15 protein-coding genes are annotated in these 15,125 nt (G+C 73.6%); 8 read left to right on the forward strand and 7 right to left on the reverse strand.

Annotation, left to right across the window (positions count from 1 at the left end):
* Nucleotides 1–678: 678 nt before the first annotated feature.
* Nucleotides 679–1,428: a hypothetical protein gene (locus WMF12_RS42015; protein ID WP_437854304.1), complete on the forward strand. Its 750-nt coding sequence runs from the start codon at nt 679–681 to the stop codon at nt 1,426–1,428.
* A gap of 216 nt (nt 1,429–1,644) precedes the next feature.
* Here the strand turns inward: WMF12_RS42015 and WMF12_RS42020 are convergent, their stop codons facing one another.
* The 3 genes from WMF12_RS42020 to WMF12_RS42030 form a co-directional block, all read right to left on the reverse strand.
* Nucleotides 1,645–3,474: a glycoside hydrolase family 15 protein gene (locus WMF12_RS42020; protein WP_437854306.1), complete on the reverse strand. Its 1,830-nt coding sequence runs from the start codon at nt 3,472–3,474 to the stop codon at nt 1,645–1,647.
* A gap of 65 nt (nt 3,475–3,539) precedes the next feature.
* The gene (locus tag WMF12_RS42025; protein WP_437854308.1) at nt 3,540–4,088 is read right to left on the reverse strand and encodes a response regulator transcription factor; all 549 of its coding nucleotides are present in this window, start codon (nt 4,086–4,088) and stop codon (nt 3,540–3,542) included.
* Nucleotides 4,085–5,386 (reverse strand): sensor histidine kinase, encoded by a 1,302-nt coding sequence (locus tag WMF12_RS42030; RefSeq protein ID WP_437854310.1) that lies wholly within the window; start codon nt 5,384–5,386, stop codon nt 4,085–4,087. Before WMF12_RS42030 ends, WMF12_RS42025 begins: the two co-directional genes overlap by 4 nt.
* 170 nt (nt 5,387–5,556) lie before the next feature.
* On the opposite strand from WMF12_RS42030, the gene WMF12_RS42035 reads away from it, so the two are divergent.
* A complete protein-coding gene (locus WMF12_RS42035) occupies nt 5,557–6,243 on the forward strand; it encodes a hypothetical protein (protein ID WP_437854312.1) in 687 nt (228 codons plus the stop codon).
* Here the strand turns inward: WMF12_RS42035 and WMF12_RS42040 are convergent.
* The 4 genes from WMF12_RS42040 to WMF12_RS42055 form a co-directional block, all read right to left on the reverse strand.
* Nucleotides 6,228–6,728 carry a hypothetical protein gene (locus tag WMF12_RS42040; protein ID WP_437742349.1) on the reverse strand — a complete coding sequence of 167 codons (501 nt, stop codon included), beginning with the start codon at nt 6,726–6,728 and terminating at the stop codon, nt 6,228–6,230. The two genes, WMF12_RS42035 and WMF12_RS42040, sit on opposite strands and share 16 nt — an antisense overlap.
* Nucleotides 6,725–7,105: a phage holin family protein gene (locus WMF12_RS42045; RefSeq protein WP_437528014.1), complete on the reverse strand. Its 381-nt coding sequence runs from the start codon at nt 7,103–7,105 to the stop codon at nt 6,725–6,727. Before WMF12_RS42045 ends, WMF12_RS42040 begins: the two co-directional genes overlap by 4 nt.
* Nucleotides 7,106–7,337: 232 nt before the next feature.
* Nucleotides 7,338–8,216, reverse strand: a complete 879-nt coding sequence (gene prmC, locus WMF12_RS42050) for a peptide chain release factor N(5)-glutamine methyltransferase (protein WP_437854315.1) — start codon at nt 8,214–8,216, stop codon at nt 7,338–7,340.
* A gap of 2 nt (nt 8,217–8,218) precedes the next feature.
* Nucleotides 8,219–9,646: a phosphomannomutase/phosphoglucomutase gene (locus WMF12_RS42055; protein ID WP_437854317.1), complete on the reverse strand. Its 1,428-nt coding sequence runs from the start codon at nt 9,644–9,646 to the stop codon at nt 8,219–8,221.
* A gap of 284 nt (nt 9,647–9,930) precedes the next feature.
* Between WMF12_RS42055 and WMF12_RS42060 the strand changes: the two genes are divergently transcribed.
* From WMF12_RS42060 to WMF12_RS42085, 6 genes are all read left to right on the forward strand, one after another.
* On the forward strand, nt 9,931–11,070 hold the full coding sequence (locus WMF12_RS42060; RefSeq protein ID WP_437854319.1) for a hypothetical protein: 1,140 nt from the start codon (nt 9,931–9,933) through the stop codon (nt 11,068–11,070).
* Between the two features lie 37 nt (nt 11,071–11,107).
* Nucleotides 11,108–11,653, forward strand: coding sequence for a 16S rRNA (guanine(966)-N(2))-methyltransferase RsmD (rsmD, locus tag WMF12_RS42065; protein WP_437854321.1), 546 nt, complete (start codon nt 11,108–11,110; stop codon nt 11,651–11,653).
* A gap of 312 nt (nt 11,654–11,965) precedes the next feature.
* Entirely contained in the window at nt 11,966–12,508 is a 543-nt protein-coding gene (locus WMF12_RS42070; RefSeq protein ID WP_437854323.1) for an AgmX/PglI C-terminal domain-containing protein, read from the forward strand.
* A gap of 10 nt (nt 12,509–12,518) precedes the next feature.
* Nucleotides 12,519–12,932, forward strand: coding sequence for a hypothetical protein (locus WMF12_RS42075; protein WP_437854325.1), 414 nt, complete (start codon nt 12,519–12,521; stop codon nt 12,930–12,932).
* Nucleotides 12,933–12,953: 21 nt separating this feature from the next.
* Nucleotides 12,954–13,832, forward strand: a complete 879-nt coding sequence (gene truA, locus WMF12_RS42080) for a tRNA pseudouridine(38-40) synthase TruA (protein WP_437854327.1) — start codon at nt 12,954–12,956, stop codon at nt 13,830–13,832.
* A 79-nt stretch (nt 13,833–13,911) separates the two neighbouring features.
* Complete coding sequence (locus WMF12_RS42085; protein WP_437854329.1) at nt 13,912–15,114, forward strand: exo-beta-N-acetylmuramidase NamZ family protein; 1,203 nt, start codon at nt 13,912–13,914, stop codon at nt 15,112–15,114.
* The last annotated feature ends 11 nt before the right edge of the window (nt 15,115–15,125 follow it).

Raw genomic sequence — 15,125 nt, forward strand, 5'->3', positions numbered from 1 at the left:
CCGACCGGAAGCAACAATTCCGCTCTCACGGGCAGAGGGATGCACAAACGTGTCGGAACGCGGGGCGCTGAGCAGGCAGGGCGCAGGGCGCATGTCTCGCCTGGACGGGCGCCATCGAATTCGCCCGATCACGTCCGTTTGTGTCCGATGACATCCGCCTGCGTCCGATCACGTCCGATCACGTCCGATCACGTCCGATCACGTCCGATCACGTCCGATTGGGTTCGATCACGTCCGTTTGCGTCCCGTGATGTCGACGCTTCGTGAGCCCGCTCTTTTCTGGATCCGGAGGGAGGTTCTACCTATTTGAGGACACCTCCGCTCGCCACGGCCACCGCGCGGGAGCGCGCGATCCGCGCCGCGGGGCGCCGCGCTCGCGTCTTCCTTCTTCCCGCGCGGCCCCGCGGCGCGCGGCGGGGCGCCTTCTATCCTATCCATCGTCATCGCGACGGTGCTCCAGCGCGCGCCGCGCTCGCCCGGATCCACCGCGATTGAATCGCGGAGAAATCCCAGGGGAGCGCAGATGCGAGGAGCGCCTGATTCGCGGGCGCCATCCCGCGAATCCATGCTGTGCGAAGCGGCAGCCTCTGCACAGAAGAGCGAGGCACACAGCCTGCTCTGGGGTGCACCAAGGTGTTCGGGGGCCGCAAGGCTCATCAGGGACACCGGGGAGGACCAATGATCTCGATGCACAAGACGATGGGTTTCGCGATGATGCTGGCGCTCGGTGCCGGGTGCGCGGTCGGCGCGGACGACGACTTCGATATGGATGACGAGAGCGTCGACTCCGCGAACAGCGCGCTGGAGGCGGACGAGCGCGGCGGGTACGCGACCCAGTCGCAGGCGCAGGCTCAGGTCGGCCAGATGGGGCCCAGCAAGCTCGGTCTGCCCCCCAGCAAGGGTCTGCCCTCGAAGGGCGAGCCGATGCTCCCCAGCAAGGGCGAGCTGCCCAGCAAGGGCGGGCTCCTTCCCAGCAAGGGTGAGTTTCCGACCAAGGGCCTCCCGACCAAGGGCGGCTACCCGACCAAGGGCGGATACGCGCAGCAAGGCCCGGCGCAGCTCGGCCAGGCGTCCGACCTCTCGCAAGCTCAGATCGGCCAGGCGGGCCCGGCGCAGCTCGGCCAGGGACCGGCGCAGATCGGCCAGGCGGGCCCGGCGCAGATCGGCCAGGCGGGCCCGGCGCAGATCGGCCAGGCGGGCGTGGGGCAGGTGGGCGTGGTCGGGCAGGAGACCGGGCAGCGTGAGGGCGAGCGCTTCTTCGGCGGCTGCGGCGGCGGCTTCGGCGGCTGGGGCGGCTTCGGCTGGGGCGGCTTCGGTGGCTTCGGCGGCTTCGGCGGCTGCGGTCTGACGGCGATCACGACGTCGATCACCAGCTTCGTGCCGGCCTTCAACCCCTGCTTCAGCCCCTGCGGCATCGGCGGCTGGTGATCTGACCCCACCCTGCTGGCCGGCGCCAGGGACTCCACGTCGCAGGATCCCTCGGCGCCGCGCCAGTCCCCTCCTTTGACGAGGCTCGCGGGCGCCGGCCGCCCGGGGTTGGATATCCCGGGCTGCCGGTAGCCGCTCTCTCCCTCCCACCGCTCGCGCAGGAGCCGCGCCCCGCCGGTCGCCGGCGGGAAACGCGCGAGGACCCAGATCCGACCTTCAGCCGCCCTGACCGAGCGCGCGATCCAGGTAGAACGCCGCGCTGACCAGGCCGAGGTGGGTGAACGCCTGGGGGAAGTTGCCGAGCAGCTCTCCGCTCGGCCCGATCTGCTCGGAGTAGAGCCCGAGGTGGTTGGCGTACGTCAGCATCTTCTCGAAGATGAAGCGCGCGTCGTCGAGGCGGCCAGCGCGCGCGAGGGCCTCGACGAGCCAGAAGGTGCAGATGCTGAACGTGCCCTCCTTGCCGGTCAGGCCGTCGCCCGCGCCCTTGCCGAGCTCGTAGCGGTGGACGAGCGTGTCGCTCGCGAGCTCCTCGAGCGTGCGGTCGAGCGTGCCGAGGATCCGCGGATCGGTGGGGGAGATGAAGCGCATGAGCGACATGAGCAGGTTGCTCGCGTCGATCGCGGCCCCGCCGAAGGCCTGCACGAACGTCCTCCGCTGCGCGTCCCAGCCGCGCGCCATGATCGCCTCGTAGATGTCGTCGCGCGCGCGCGCGACGCGCTGCCGGTCGAGCGGCAGAGAGCGCTTGCGGCTGAGCCGCAGCGTCCGGTCGAGCGCGACCCAGCACTGGAGCTTCGAGTAGACGAACTGCTGCTTGCCGCCGCGCACCTCCCAGATGCTCTCGTCCGCCTGCTCCCAGCTCTGACACACCCAGTAGGCCATGCGCCGGAGCTCGCGCCAGAAATCATAAGAGATGGGAGATCCGTATTTGTCGAAGAGATATACCGAGTCGATGAGCTCGCCGTAGATGTCGAGCTGGAGCTGCGTCGTCGCCCCGTTGCCGACGCGGACCGGCCGCGACCCGCGGTAGCCGTCGAGGTGGGTGAGCGCGACCTCGGGCAGCTCGTGGCGTCCGTCGATGCCGTACATGAGCTGCAGCGGCCCGGTGGGGCCGTCCTCCTCGGAGACGCGGGCGCTCAGCCATTCCATGAAGCGCGCAGCCTCCTCGGTGTAACCGAGCCGGAGGAAGCCGTAGAGCGTGAACGCGGCGTCGCGCACCCAGACGTAGCGATAGTCCCAGTTGCGGACCCCGCCGATCTCCTCCGGCAGGCTGGTCGTCGCCGCGGCGACGATCGCGCCGGTCGGCTCGAACGTGAGCAGCTTGAGGACGAGCGCCGAGCGGTCGACCATCTCGCGCCAGCGCCCCTTGTAGCGCGAGCGGGCGAGCCACGACCGCCAGAACGCGACCGTGCGCCGGAGGGCGTCCTCGCCGTCGATCGGCCTGGCGAGCAGATCGGCGCTCTCCGTCCAGTCCTCGACCTGGCGCAGCGAGAACGTGGCCGACTCGCCGGGCTGGAGCACGAAGTCGGCGGTGACGCCGCCGGCGCCGTCGCTCGACAGGGGGACGGGGCTGATGAGCGCCAGGTCGAGGCCATCGGAGTCGAAGACGGCGCCGCGCGGGTCGTCGAGGATCAGGCGGTGGGGGCGGCGGGCGAAGTCGATCGCGGGGCGGCAGGCGAGCCGGAAGCGCACCGCGCCGCGGACGGCCCGCGCGACGCGGACGATCTGGTGCATCCCGCGGCGGTAGGCGCCGTACGTATCCCGGTGGATCGGCATGAAATCGCAGACCTCGCCGACGCCGTCCACGTCGAGGAAGCGCGTGAGCAGGACGTTGGTGTCGGGCATGTACATCTGCTTGTTGCGCGACGCGCCGTTCGCCGCGGAGAGCGCGAAGCGGCCGCCGCGCTCGTCGTCCAGGATGGCCGCGAACACGCTCGGGGAGTCGAAATGAGGGAGGCAGCACCAGTCGATGGATCCATCCATCCCGACCAGCGCGACGGAGTGCATGTCGCCGATGACGCCGTAGGACTCGATGGGTTTGTAGGGCATGGCCTCTCCATAGGGCCCGCTCGACCGAGCGGAACCGCCTCTCGTGGATCCTCCCCGCCACGCCCTCACGATCTCGGCGGCAGGCGCGAGAGCTTCCGCTGGAGCGAGCGGCGGTGCATCCTGAGCTTGCGCGCCGCCTCCGAGATGTTCCCCTCGCAGTCCGCGAGCACGCGCTGGAGGTACTCCCACTCCACCCGATCGAGCGATGGCAGGTCCTCGTCGTCATCGCCGCGCGCGGCCGGGGCGACGCCGAGCAGCGACCGCGAGCACTGGGCGGCGTCCACCGGCTTGGTCAGGTAATCGACCGCCCCGGCCCGGATCGCCGCCACCGCGTTCGCGATGGTGCCGTATCCGGTGAACACCACGATACGGATGCCGTCATCCATGCTCCGCAGCGTCCCCACGAGGTCGATCCCGCTCTGCCCTGGCATCCGGACGTCCACGAGCGCGTACTCGAACACGTGCCCTCGCGCCATCGCCGCGGCCTCCTCGGCGCTGGCGGCGAGGGACACCGCGAACCCGCTCTTGCCGAGGGCCTGCCCGAGCGCGGTCCGGAAGGTCGCGTCGTCGTCGACGATGAGCAGCGTCGGCTCGCCGGCGGCCTCGGAGCTCATGAGTCCACCGGCGCGAGGCGCAGGGCGACGCGCGTGCCGCGCGCGCCGCGCTCGTCAGGCCCCTGCCTCGGCGACACGGTGAGGCAGCCGCCGACCTGCTCGATGAGCGTCCGCACGAGGTAGAGCCCGAGGCCCATGCCCTCGCCGGGCGCCTTGGTCGTCACGAACGGCTCGCCGAGCCGCCCTTCCAGGCCCGGCGCGACGCCCGCGCCGCTGTCCTCGACGCTGATCACCGGCGCGCCGCCCTCGTCCCCGACGGTGACCACGATCGGCTCCGCGGCCGCGGGGCTCGGCCCGAGCGCCTCGAGCGCGTTGTCGAGCAGCGCGAACAGGGCCGCCTCGACGTCGGCCGCGTCGAGCGGCACCGTGCGGCGCGGCGCGAGATCGCCGCGCACCTCGACCGCGACGCCGGGGTGCGCCGCCTGCCACGCCTGCACGCCGCGCCGGGCCGCCTCGCCGACCTCGACCCCGGCGCGCAGGTCGTTCGCCCGGACGTCCGCCCGCATGCGCGCGATCACCACGCGGCAGCGCTCGACCTGCTCCGCGATCGTCCGGGCGCGGCGCTGCGCGGCGTCGCTCGATCCGGGGTCGCGGAGGCTCTCCCCGGCGAGCACCGCGATCGTGCCGAGCGGGGTGCCGAGCTCGTGGGCGGTGCCGGCCGCGAGCGTGCCGAGCGCCTGGAAGCGGGACGCCTCCTCCGCGCGCCGGCGCAGCGCCGCGTTCTCGGCCGCGCTCTCGTCGAGCGCGCGGCGGATCTTCAGGAGGACGTGGGCGACGAGCGCCGCGCTCAGCACGAAGGCGAGGAGCATCCCGTAGAGGTGGGTGGAGAACGCGCCGTGCTCCGGGTGGCTCGGGCAACACGCGCCGGCGGGGAGCGCGAAGAGCGCGGCGAAGAGGCAGGCCGCGAGCGCCGCGAGCGCGAAGGTCGTCCGCGGCGGCAGGAGCGCCGCGGCGAGGGCGACGTGCACGAAGAAGAGGGCGCTGAACGGGTTGCCCGCGCCGCCCGACGCGGCGAGGACCCCGGCGATCGCGACGAGATCGAGCGCCACGACGCCGGCGACGAGGGCCGTCTGCGCGCCCCGCTGCGACCGCACCCGCCGGTCGAGGGCGAGGTTGAGCCCGGCGGCCAGCGCCAGGATGGGCACGGCGATGCCGTACCGGACGTGATAGCCGAACAGCGCCTCGTCGACGGCCAGGGTCGCCGCGAGCAGCGCGAACACCGCCCAGCGCAGTCCGACGAGCCACCGAAGGACGATCCCGCCCGCCGGCGCCCGCTCCAGGGAAGCTTCGTGCGTCACGGCGGGATCATAGCGCGAACGCCGAGGGGGCCGCGCTCACCGCGGCGAGGACACGGCACGAACACGGGCGAGCCTCCCGTGCGACGGCGCGCCCACCGGCCCGCGCCGGTCCGCGCCGAGCGGCGGATTGCGATGCCGAGCCCCGCGTCATCGTATAGGAAAGGGAGCCCATGGCGACGTGTCCCCACCTCCGACGCGCGCGCGCGGCCGCGCTGCCGGCGCTCCTTGGCCTCAGCCTGCTCCCCGCGGCCGCCGCGGCGCAGCCGGCGGCGTCCGGAGAGACGCCCGCCGCCGACCCGCTGTTCGCGCCCAGATCAGCCGTGCGGCGCAGCGGGCTCGCCGCGGGCATCGCCGGAGGCCTGGCGCTCGGGAGCGCCGCCGGCTTCCAGAACGACGTCCAGAAGATCGGATTCCAGCGTCATTACACCGAGACCGGCGTCGGGATCGGCGCCGGAGGCTACGTCTGGATCGGCGGCGCGCTCGCGGACTGGCTCACGTTCGGCGCGGCCTTCGGCGGACACGGCCTGAGCGCGGCGGACCACGCCTCCCTCGCCGGCGGGTTCATGCTCCACACCGAGGTCTTCCCGCTCTTCTCGCTCGCGGATCGGTGGAGGGACGTCGGCGTCACCTTCGACGCCGGCACGGGCGTCGCGTACACGACCGCCGACGCCGACGGCGCCGAGGTCATCGACGGCGCCCTGCCGGCCCGCATCGGAGGCGGCGTGTTCTACGAGGGGATCCGGCTCTGGAAGGTGGCGATGGGCCCGTGGCTCTACGCCGACTACACCTGGAGCACGTCCGTCCGCCAGCCGGGGTTCTACCTGGGGTGGCGCACCGCCCTCTACACCGGGCCCTGACCGGACGGCGGCCTGGTCCTCGACGCCGCGGCGCTGAGCTCGAGCGGGCTCCGCCGCGCCTGCGCGTCCCCCTCCGGGAGCGCCAGCGTGAGCCGGACGCCGCGCCGGATGAGCTGCATCGCCACGTACGACGCCATGCCCACCAGGATCCTCCGGCCGATCTCCCGCGACACGCTCGGCTTGCCGCGCGGCGCCACCCACTCCGGGTGCCGCCAGAAGCGCACGAGCGCGCGGAGGCGCTCGCCGCCCAGCCGCTCGTTGCGCGCGCGCGCCTCCTTGATCAGCGCGATCGCCGCCGCGCCGCCCGCGATCGCGAGCAGGAGCCCGCCGGCGAGCACCTCGGGGCCGTGCCGGCGCACCCGCGACCGCACGTCGACGAGCGCGTGGCGCCGCCGATCGAGCGCCTCGATCGTGTGCATCAGCCGATCGCGCAGCTCGTCCGCCCTGCGCTCGAAGTCCGCGCGTTGACCGTTCAGCCCCTTCATACGAGCTCCCGGACCAGCCGGACGTCCGCCCCGAGGCGGCCCCGGGTCCTCTCGAGCGGCCTCCTCGGCGCGCGCTTGTAGCCGACCACGCCCACCACGATCGCCAGCGCGATGAACGCGAGCCCGATCAGCAGCGCCGGCAGCGGCTCCGGCGCGATCGCCAGCGCGATCGCGACGAGCACCAGCGCGACCCCGAGGAGCGCCGCGGCCGCCGCGGCGCCGAGAGCGACGCACGACGCCTTCGCCCGCGAGATCTCCTCGTTCATCTCGTCGCGCGCCAGCGCGACCTCGACCTGCATCAGCTCCCTGGCCTCGGCGATCGCCTCCTTCACGAGATCTGCCGTCGAGCTCTCCGGCCTGGGATCCACCTGCCTCATGGGACACCTCTTCGCCTCGCGGCGTGAACGCGCTCGGGGGCGGCGCAGGCAGCCAGCGGCGCGCGGGTCACCACCGAGCCCCCGCCACCGACTGCGCCACGCCACCCTCGCCGTGCGTCGCTGTGCATACAGCGCGCCAGCCCCATCCTCGCGGAGGCACGGGCGCTGCGCGGCCCTCGCGGAGGCGCGCTGCGCGGCCGCGGCGGCCGCCCGTCCCCCGGGCGGCGGGCGATCAGGGCAGGACGCCGGAGACCACGCGCTCGTGCCCGCCGTAGTCGAGGTGCCTCGAGACGCCGCCGAACCCCGCCGCGGCAAAGAGCTCTGCCACCGCGCCCGCCTTGCCGGCCTCGACCTCCATGGCCAGCACCCCGCCGGCGGCGAGCAAGGCCGGCGCGCCCGCGACGATCCGGCGCGTGAAGACGAGGCCGTCCGGGCCCCCCGCGAGCGCGAGGTGGGGCTCGTAGCCGCGGATGTCGATCTGCAGCGCGGCGACGTCCTCGTCCGGAATGTACGGTGGGTTCGCGGTGATCAGGTCGTAGCGAAGGCCGGACGGCGCGCCGGCGAAGAGATCCGAGCGCAGGAACCCCGCGTTGACCGCGCCGAGGCGGAGCGCGTTCTCGCGGGCGACGGCGAGCGCGCCGTCCGAGATGTCGACGCCGAGGACACGGCTGGTCGGCCGCTCGCACGCGAGGCTGATAGCGACGCAGCCGGACCCGGTGCACAGGTCGAGCACGCGCGCGGAGAGGGCGAGGTGCCTCGTCCGGGCGAGGCCGACCTCGACCAGGATCTCGGTGTCGGGGCGGGGGATGAGCACGCGCGGATCGACGCGGAACGGGCGGCCGTAGAACTCCCGCACACCGAGGAGATAGGCGACCGGCTCGCCGGCGCGGCGGCGCTGGTGCAGCTCGCGGTAGGCGGCGAGCTCGGCCCGGTCGAGCGGCCGCTCGGCGTCGATGAGCAGCCCGACGCGATCGATGCCCAGCACCTTGCCGAGCAGGAGCTCGGCGTCGAGGCGCGCCGAGGACGCGCCGCGCTTCTTCAGGTCGCCCGTGGCCCAGGTGATCACGCGCCGGATCGTCCAGGCCTCGCTCTGCTGCTCGCCTTCGGACATGGTCACGGGAGCGGGGCGGCGGCGACGGCGTCGCGGACGGCGGCGGTGACGACGGCCTCGACCTCGGCGCGGGCCGCGTCGCGGTCCGCGACGGACCGCCCCTCGAACCGCAGCACCAGGATCGGGCCGGTGTTGGAGGCGCGGCAGAGGCCCCAGGCCCCGCCGCCGAAGTCGATGCGCGCGCCGTCGATGTCCACGACCGGACGGGCGCGGCGGAAGTGCTCGGTCACGCGGCGGACGACCTCGAACTTCACGGCGTCGGGGCAGTCGACGCGGATCTCGGGGGTGGCAAAGGTCTCCGGCACGTCGGCGAGCAGCTCGCCGAGGGGCCGCCGCGCCCGGGCGACGATCTCGAGCAGGCGGACCGTCGCGTAGATCGCGTCGTCGAACCCGAACCACCGATCGGCGAAGAACATGTGCCCGCTCATCTCACCGGCGAGCAGGGCGCCCTCCTCTTTCATCTTGGTCTTGATGAGCGAGTGGCCCGTCTTCCAGAGGATGGGGCGCCCGCCGCGCGCGGCGATGTCGGCGTACAGCGTCTCGGAGCACTTCACCTCCCCGAGCACGGCCGAGCCGGGGCGCTCCGCGAGGAGCGAGCGCGCGAACAGGAGCAGCAGCTTGTCCCCCCAGAGCACCTCGCCGCGCTCGTCGACCACGCCGATCCGATCGCCGTCGCCGTCCCACGCGACGCCGAGCGCGGCGCCGGTCGCGAGCACGCGGGCGCGGAGCGCCTCGAGGTTCTCGGGCACGGTCGGGTCCGGGTGGTGGTTCGGGAAGAGGCCGTCGATGTCGCAGAAGAGCGCGTCCGGCGCGAAGCCGAGCGCCTCGAGCGTCCGGACGCCGAGCGGGCCGGCCGCGCCGTTGCCGGCGTCGATCACGAAGCGGACGTCGGTGCCGGACAGGCGGGCCGCGGCGCGCACCGCCGCGATGTAGTCCTCCGCGAGCTCGACCTCGGTGAGCGCGCCCCGCGCCGCCGCGGCGCTCCGGCCATCGGCGCCACCCTGCTCGATGAGGTCGGCGAGCGCCTGGATGTCCTCGCCGAAGAACGAGGCCTTGCCGCGCATGAGCTTGAACCCGTTGTCCGGCGCCGGGTTGTGGCTCGCCGTGATCATGATCGCGCCGTCGGCGTGGAGGTGGTGCGCCGCGAAGTAGAGCAGCGGCGTCGGCCCGACCCCCGCCGAGATCACGTCGGCGCCGCCCGCGAGCAGGCCCTCCGTGAGGGCGGAGAACAGCCGGTCGCTGGAGAGGCGGCCGTCCCGGCAGACCGCCACCTTCGGCCGAGCCCGGCGAGGAGGCGCCCCCGCGGCGAGCTCGCGGCCGAGGAGCAGGGCGAACGCGGCGCCGAGCTCGCGCGCGAGCTCGCTCGTGAGGTCGCGCTCGGCGGCGCCGCGGATGTCGTACTCGCGGAAGATGTGTCGGGGGACCTTCATGGACCAGGCAGAGGAGCGCGCGGCGCCCGCGCTGCAAGGCGGGCCGGCGCCTACGACGCTCTGACACGGCGCAATCGTGGGCGAAACGAAAAACGCCGCCCGCGCAGCGTGGGCTCGCCGGCTCGTCGTCGCGATCGCCGCCGCCTCGCCGCGCCGTCACCGCGATCACGCCCCCTCGCCTCGCCGACATCGCGATCGCGCCGCCGCGCCGCCTCGCCGGCTCACGGATTGCCTTCCTGGCCGCCGGGCGGGTAACTTGGGCGCGTGGAGCCCAGGACCACATGATGACGCGCGCACAGAGGACCGGTCTCGCTGCCGTGGTGGCCCTCCTCGCCTGCAGCAACGCCGCCCGTGCGGCGGAGCCGTCGCCCACCGCCCTACCGATCACCGTCGTCGTCCTCCGGACAGACGACGCCTACGACCAGGCCGGCGCGCTGACTCAGGCGCTCCGCTCCGCCATCAAGGAGGCCCCGGGGTGGTCGGTCCGCGAGGAGGATTTCTCGCTCGAGGTCCTGACGCTCTCCCTCCAGTGCGACGATCGGCCCGACGCGGGCTGCCAGGCCCGCATCGCCGACCAGATCAAGAGCGACCGCTACATCTGGGGCATGCTCCGCAGGAGCGACACCGAGGTCGAGGGCGAGCTGCACCTCTGGACCCGCGGCAAGCCGGAATCGAGCGTGCCGGTGAAGTACAGCGCGAACCTCACCGAGGCCAACGACGAGCCGCTCCGCAAGATCGCCACGCAGGCGATCGCGACGCTGACCGGCGGGCCGCCGAGCGGGGCTCTCCGCGTGAGGACGGGCGCCGCGCAGGCGAGCGTCTTCATCGACGGAAAGCCCGCCGGCAACGTGCACAACGGCGAGGCGACCTTCACGGTCACCGCCGGGCCGCACGACGTGCGCGTCAAGTCGGCCGGCTTCCTCGACTCCCAGGCGTCGGTCGTGGTCCTGCCCGTCGCCACGACGGACGTCGCGCTCAGCCAGATGCCAGCCGAATCGACGCGGACCAACTGGAAGCGCATGGGCGGGTTCATCGGCCTCGGCGCGGGGGCGGTGTTCGGCTCCGTCGCCGTCATCAGCTCCGTCCAGGTCGCGAGCATCCAGAGCGACGCGCGGTACGTGGCCTATCGAGGTCTGTTCACGGAGAACGTCGAGGACGTCTGCGCGCTCGAGAACCGCAGGGCCATCCAGGACGACTTCACCGCCGACGCGAAGACGGCCCGCAAGGGCATCGAGCTCTGCGAGAGGGCCGACACGTTCATGGCGCTCCAGTACGTCTTCTACCCGCTGGCGGTGGCGTCCGCGGGTGTCGGCGCGTACCTGCTCGTGACGAGCGACGGCCAGACCGCGGAGCGCGCCGGCTGGAGCGTGCAGCCCAGCGTCGGCCTCGGCGGCGGCGGCGTCGACGTGACGTACCGCTGGTGAGCTCTGCCTCGCTGCCCGCGATGACGGGGGGACGACCGTGCGGGTGATCGCCGGCCGGCTCGGCGGGCGGAGGCTCGCCGCGCCGCGCGGCGAGGGCACGCGGCCGACGGCGGACCGCGTGCGCGAGGCGCTCTTCTCCTCGCTCGGCGACGTCACCGGCGCGCTCGTCTGCGACCTGTACGCCGGCACCGGCGCGCTCGGCATCGAGGCGCTCTCGCGCGGCGCGCGGCGCGCGGTCTTCGTCGAGAGCGGCCGCCCCGCGCTCGCCGTGCTCCGCGAGAACCTCGCCGCGCTCGGCCTCGACGAGGCGGCGCGGGTCGTCCCGCTCCCCGTCGAGCGCGCGCTCGATCTGCTCCGCGACGAGGGCCCCTTCGACCTCGCGCTGCTCGATCCGCCCTACGCCGTCCTGGCCAAGGCCGCCGCGGCGGCCGCGCGCCTCGCCGGCCCGCTCGGCTTGCTCGCCCCGGAAGGGCGCCTCGTCCTCGAGCACGCGCGCCGCGATCCCTCCCCGGAGATCGCCGGGCTCACCTGCACCGCGAGCCGCGCCTACGGTGACACAGCGGTGTCGCTCTACACGCGCTGAGCCGCCTGCGCGCGCCAGCCATGCGCGCTGAGCCGCCTGCGCGCGCCGGCCACGCGCGAGCAGCCCTCCGCGCGGCGCTGTCGTGTTCATCCGGGGCGCATCCAGTTTCCTGGCGCGCTTCCCTGCCCGCCCTTGTAGACTCGCCCCCGCCGGACGCGCCCGCGTCTCGGCTCCGGCGCACGACGGTCCCGCCGAAGCGGCCGGACCTCGCGCGTCTCTCCGGGAGGACTTCTCAACGTGTCCGCATCGATGCCTCCGTCATCCCAGCAGATCCCGGGAAAATCCGGCGGCCCTGGGCCTTACATCGCAGGAATGGTCGTCCTTGCTGCGCTCATGGCGGGCCTGCTCTACTGGAAGCTGCGCCCGGAGCCGGCCGCGCCGCCTGCCGCGCCGACCGCCGCTGTCCCCGCCGAGACGAAGCCCGCGGAGCCTCCGCCGCTGTTCGCGCCCCCGCCGCCGCCGCCCGTCGAGGAGGTCGAGGACGCCGGCGTGGACGCCGGCAAGGTCGCGTCGGGGCAGGGCCCGGCCACCACCGGCAAGTCGCCTTGCTCCGGCAAGTGCGGCGACGGCGCGACCTCGCCCGCGCTCGACTCCGCCGTCCTGGGGCTCGCTCGCTCGGCGCAGGGTTGTTATAACCGCGCGCTGCGCACCTCGGAGGTCTCCGGCAAGCTGACGGTGAGCGTGCAGGTCGCCTCCAACGGCGCGGTGTGCAGCGCCTCGATCCTCAACGACACGGTGGGCTCGGGCGAGATTGCGTCTTGCGTCCTGGGACGTTTCCGCGGCAAATCACTGCCTCCGCCGCAGAGCGGATGCGTCGTGGTGAACGTTCCGATCAACTTCACCATCAAGCAATAGGAAGCAGCCGATGCGAACGCTCCCCCCCCGGATGGCCAGCTTGCTCCTCCTCGCGCTCGCGCCGCTCGTCCTGCAGAGCGCCGCGTGCCACGTCGATGAAGGAACCACGGCGCTCTGCGACAACAACCTCAACGCCGACCAGGGAATCGAGAACGATCCGGACGGTTGCTATCAGCTCCCGGCCTGCGTGGTGAATGGCCAGCTGGCGGCCCCTGAGGAGTGCTGCAAGAACGCGGAGGGCCTCGTCAACCCGGAGTGCGTCAAGGGGTATGCGTCGCGGACCTCCTCGGCCAGCACGGGCGGCGACGGCGGCTCGGACGGCGACGGGGGAAGCGGCGGCTCGGGTGGTGCCGGCGGTGCGGGTGGTGCCGGCGGCGCGGGTGGCTCGGGCGGCGCGGGCGGCGCCGGGGGGAGCGGCGGCTAGGCCGCGCGCGTCGATCGCGCCGTGGCGAGGAGCGCCGCTTCGAGCCGGGGGATCCTGCTCTCGGTCGCCTACGATGGGCGCCCGTTCGCGGGCTTCGCCCGCCAGCGCGACCAGCGCACGGTCTCGGGAGAGCTGCTCGGCGCGCTGCGCGTCATCGACCCCGGCATCCGCGAGATCCGCGGCGCGAGCCGCACCGACGCGGGCGTCCACGCGCGCGACCAGCGGGTCGCCTTCGACACGACGGCGCCGCTGCCGCCGCGCGGCTGGGTCCTCGCGACCGCGCGCCACCTCCCGGAAGAGATCGTGATCCGGCGCGCGGCCGTGGTGCGCCTCGGGTTCTCGCCGCGCTTCGAGAGCCTCCGCAAGCGCTACCGCTACCTGGTCCTCCGGGATCTGGTCCGCGACCCGTTCCTCAGCCGTCGCGCCTGGCGGGTCGAGGGCATCACGGACGAGGCGATCGAGCGGGCGCGCGCCGAGGCGCTCGCCGCGAAGGGCACCCACGACTTCGCCGCGTTCCGGACGAGCGCGGACGAGCGGACGACCACGGTGCGGACGCTGTACGGCGTCGAGCTGTCGCTCGATCCCGCGGACCCGCGCGTCGTGCGGATCGACGTCGAGGGGAACGCGTTCCTGCACAACATGGTGCGCATCCTGGTCGGCACCTTGATGGACGTGGCGCGCGGCCACCTCGCGCCCGGCGCGATCGCGCGCGCGCTCTCATCGCTGGACCGGCGCGACGCAGGGATCACGGCGCCGCCGGACGGGCTCTACCTCGAGCGCATCCACCTGCGCGACGACGGGCAGGAGGCCTGGCCGGCGGGGCCTTCCGACGGAGGCTCGGCGGACGACGCCGCGCCGATGGACCTCGACGCGCTGGCGGAGAGCGCCCCCGAGGAGTGACGCCGCCCGTCGCCGCGCGTCACACAGAATCCACCGCGGACGCATGGACGGCACGCGCTCGCCTTGGTAGCACAGCGACGTGCACGTCGGACTGGACCGCCTCCCGGATCTTCCGCAGCTCCAGCGCCTCCGTTCGACTCGCCTGGGGGTCCTTGCGCACCCGGCGAGCGTCGATCGCGAGCTGACCCACATCGCCTTCGTCCTCGAGCGCCTCCGCCTGCGCCCGCGCCTCTTCTTCGGCCCGGAGCACGGCTATGGCGGCGAGGCGCAGGACATGGCGACGGTGATGAGCAGCGTCGACGCGCGCTCCGGCGCGGGCATCGTCAGCCTGTACGGCGAAAGCTTCGAGGATCTCTCGCCTTCCGCGGCGGATCTCGCGCAGATCGACGTGCTCCTCATCGATCTCGCCGACGTCGGCGCGCGGTACTACACGTTCGTCTGGACGGCGCTCCTCGCGCTGCGGGCGGCCCACGCGGCGGGCGTGCACGTCGTGCTGCTCGACCGGCCGAACCCCCTCGGGGGCGCGGCGGAGAGCGTCGAGGGCGCGACGCAGGCGCCGGGGTTCCTGTCGTTCGTGGGCCTGGAGCCGGTGCCCATCCGCCACTCGCTCACGGTGGGCGAGCTGGTCGCGCTCTTCGCGCGGCGCGAGGGCATCCCGCTCGGCGACGTCGCCTGCGGGCTGCAGGTCGTGGCGGTCGAGGGTCATCGCCGGGAGGCGCTCGCGTCCGGGTGGGATCGCCCGTTCGTCTTGCCGTCGCCCAACATGCCGACGACGGACACCGCGCTCGTCTACCCGGGCGGCTGCCTGCTGGAGGGGACGAACCTGTCGGAGGGCCGCGGCACGACGCGCCCGTTCGAGATCGTCGGCGCCCCCTGGCTCGACGGCTGCGATCTCGCCGCGCGCCTCGCGTCCACGGCGCTGCCGGGCTTCGTCGCGCGGCCGCTCACCTTCCGGCCCACCTTCCAGAAGCACGCGGGCAAGATCTGCGGCGGCGTCCAGATCCACGTCACCGATCCGCGCGCCTTCCGCCCGGTCGCGACGTACGTCGCGCTCATCGCGTTCGCCTGCAGGCAGCAGCCCGAGCAGTTCCGCTTCCGCACCGAGCGGTACGAGTACGTCGACACGATCCCGGCCTTCGATCTGCTCACCGGCTCCGCTGCCGCGCGCCTCGCCATCGCGGCCGGCGAGGATCCGCTGGCGATCGCCATGGAGGTGTCGCGCGCGGATCCGGCCTGGCCCGAGGTGATGCGGGAGGCGCAGGCGGCCGTCTCCGCCTGCTGAGCGCCGCCCGC

This window comes from Sorangium sp. So ce363, assembly GCF_051520435.1.
In the GTDB taxonomy this organism is placed as follows: domain Bacteria; phylum Myxococcota_A; class Polyangia; order Polyangiales; family Polyangiaceae; genus Sorangium; species Sorangium cellulosum_B.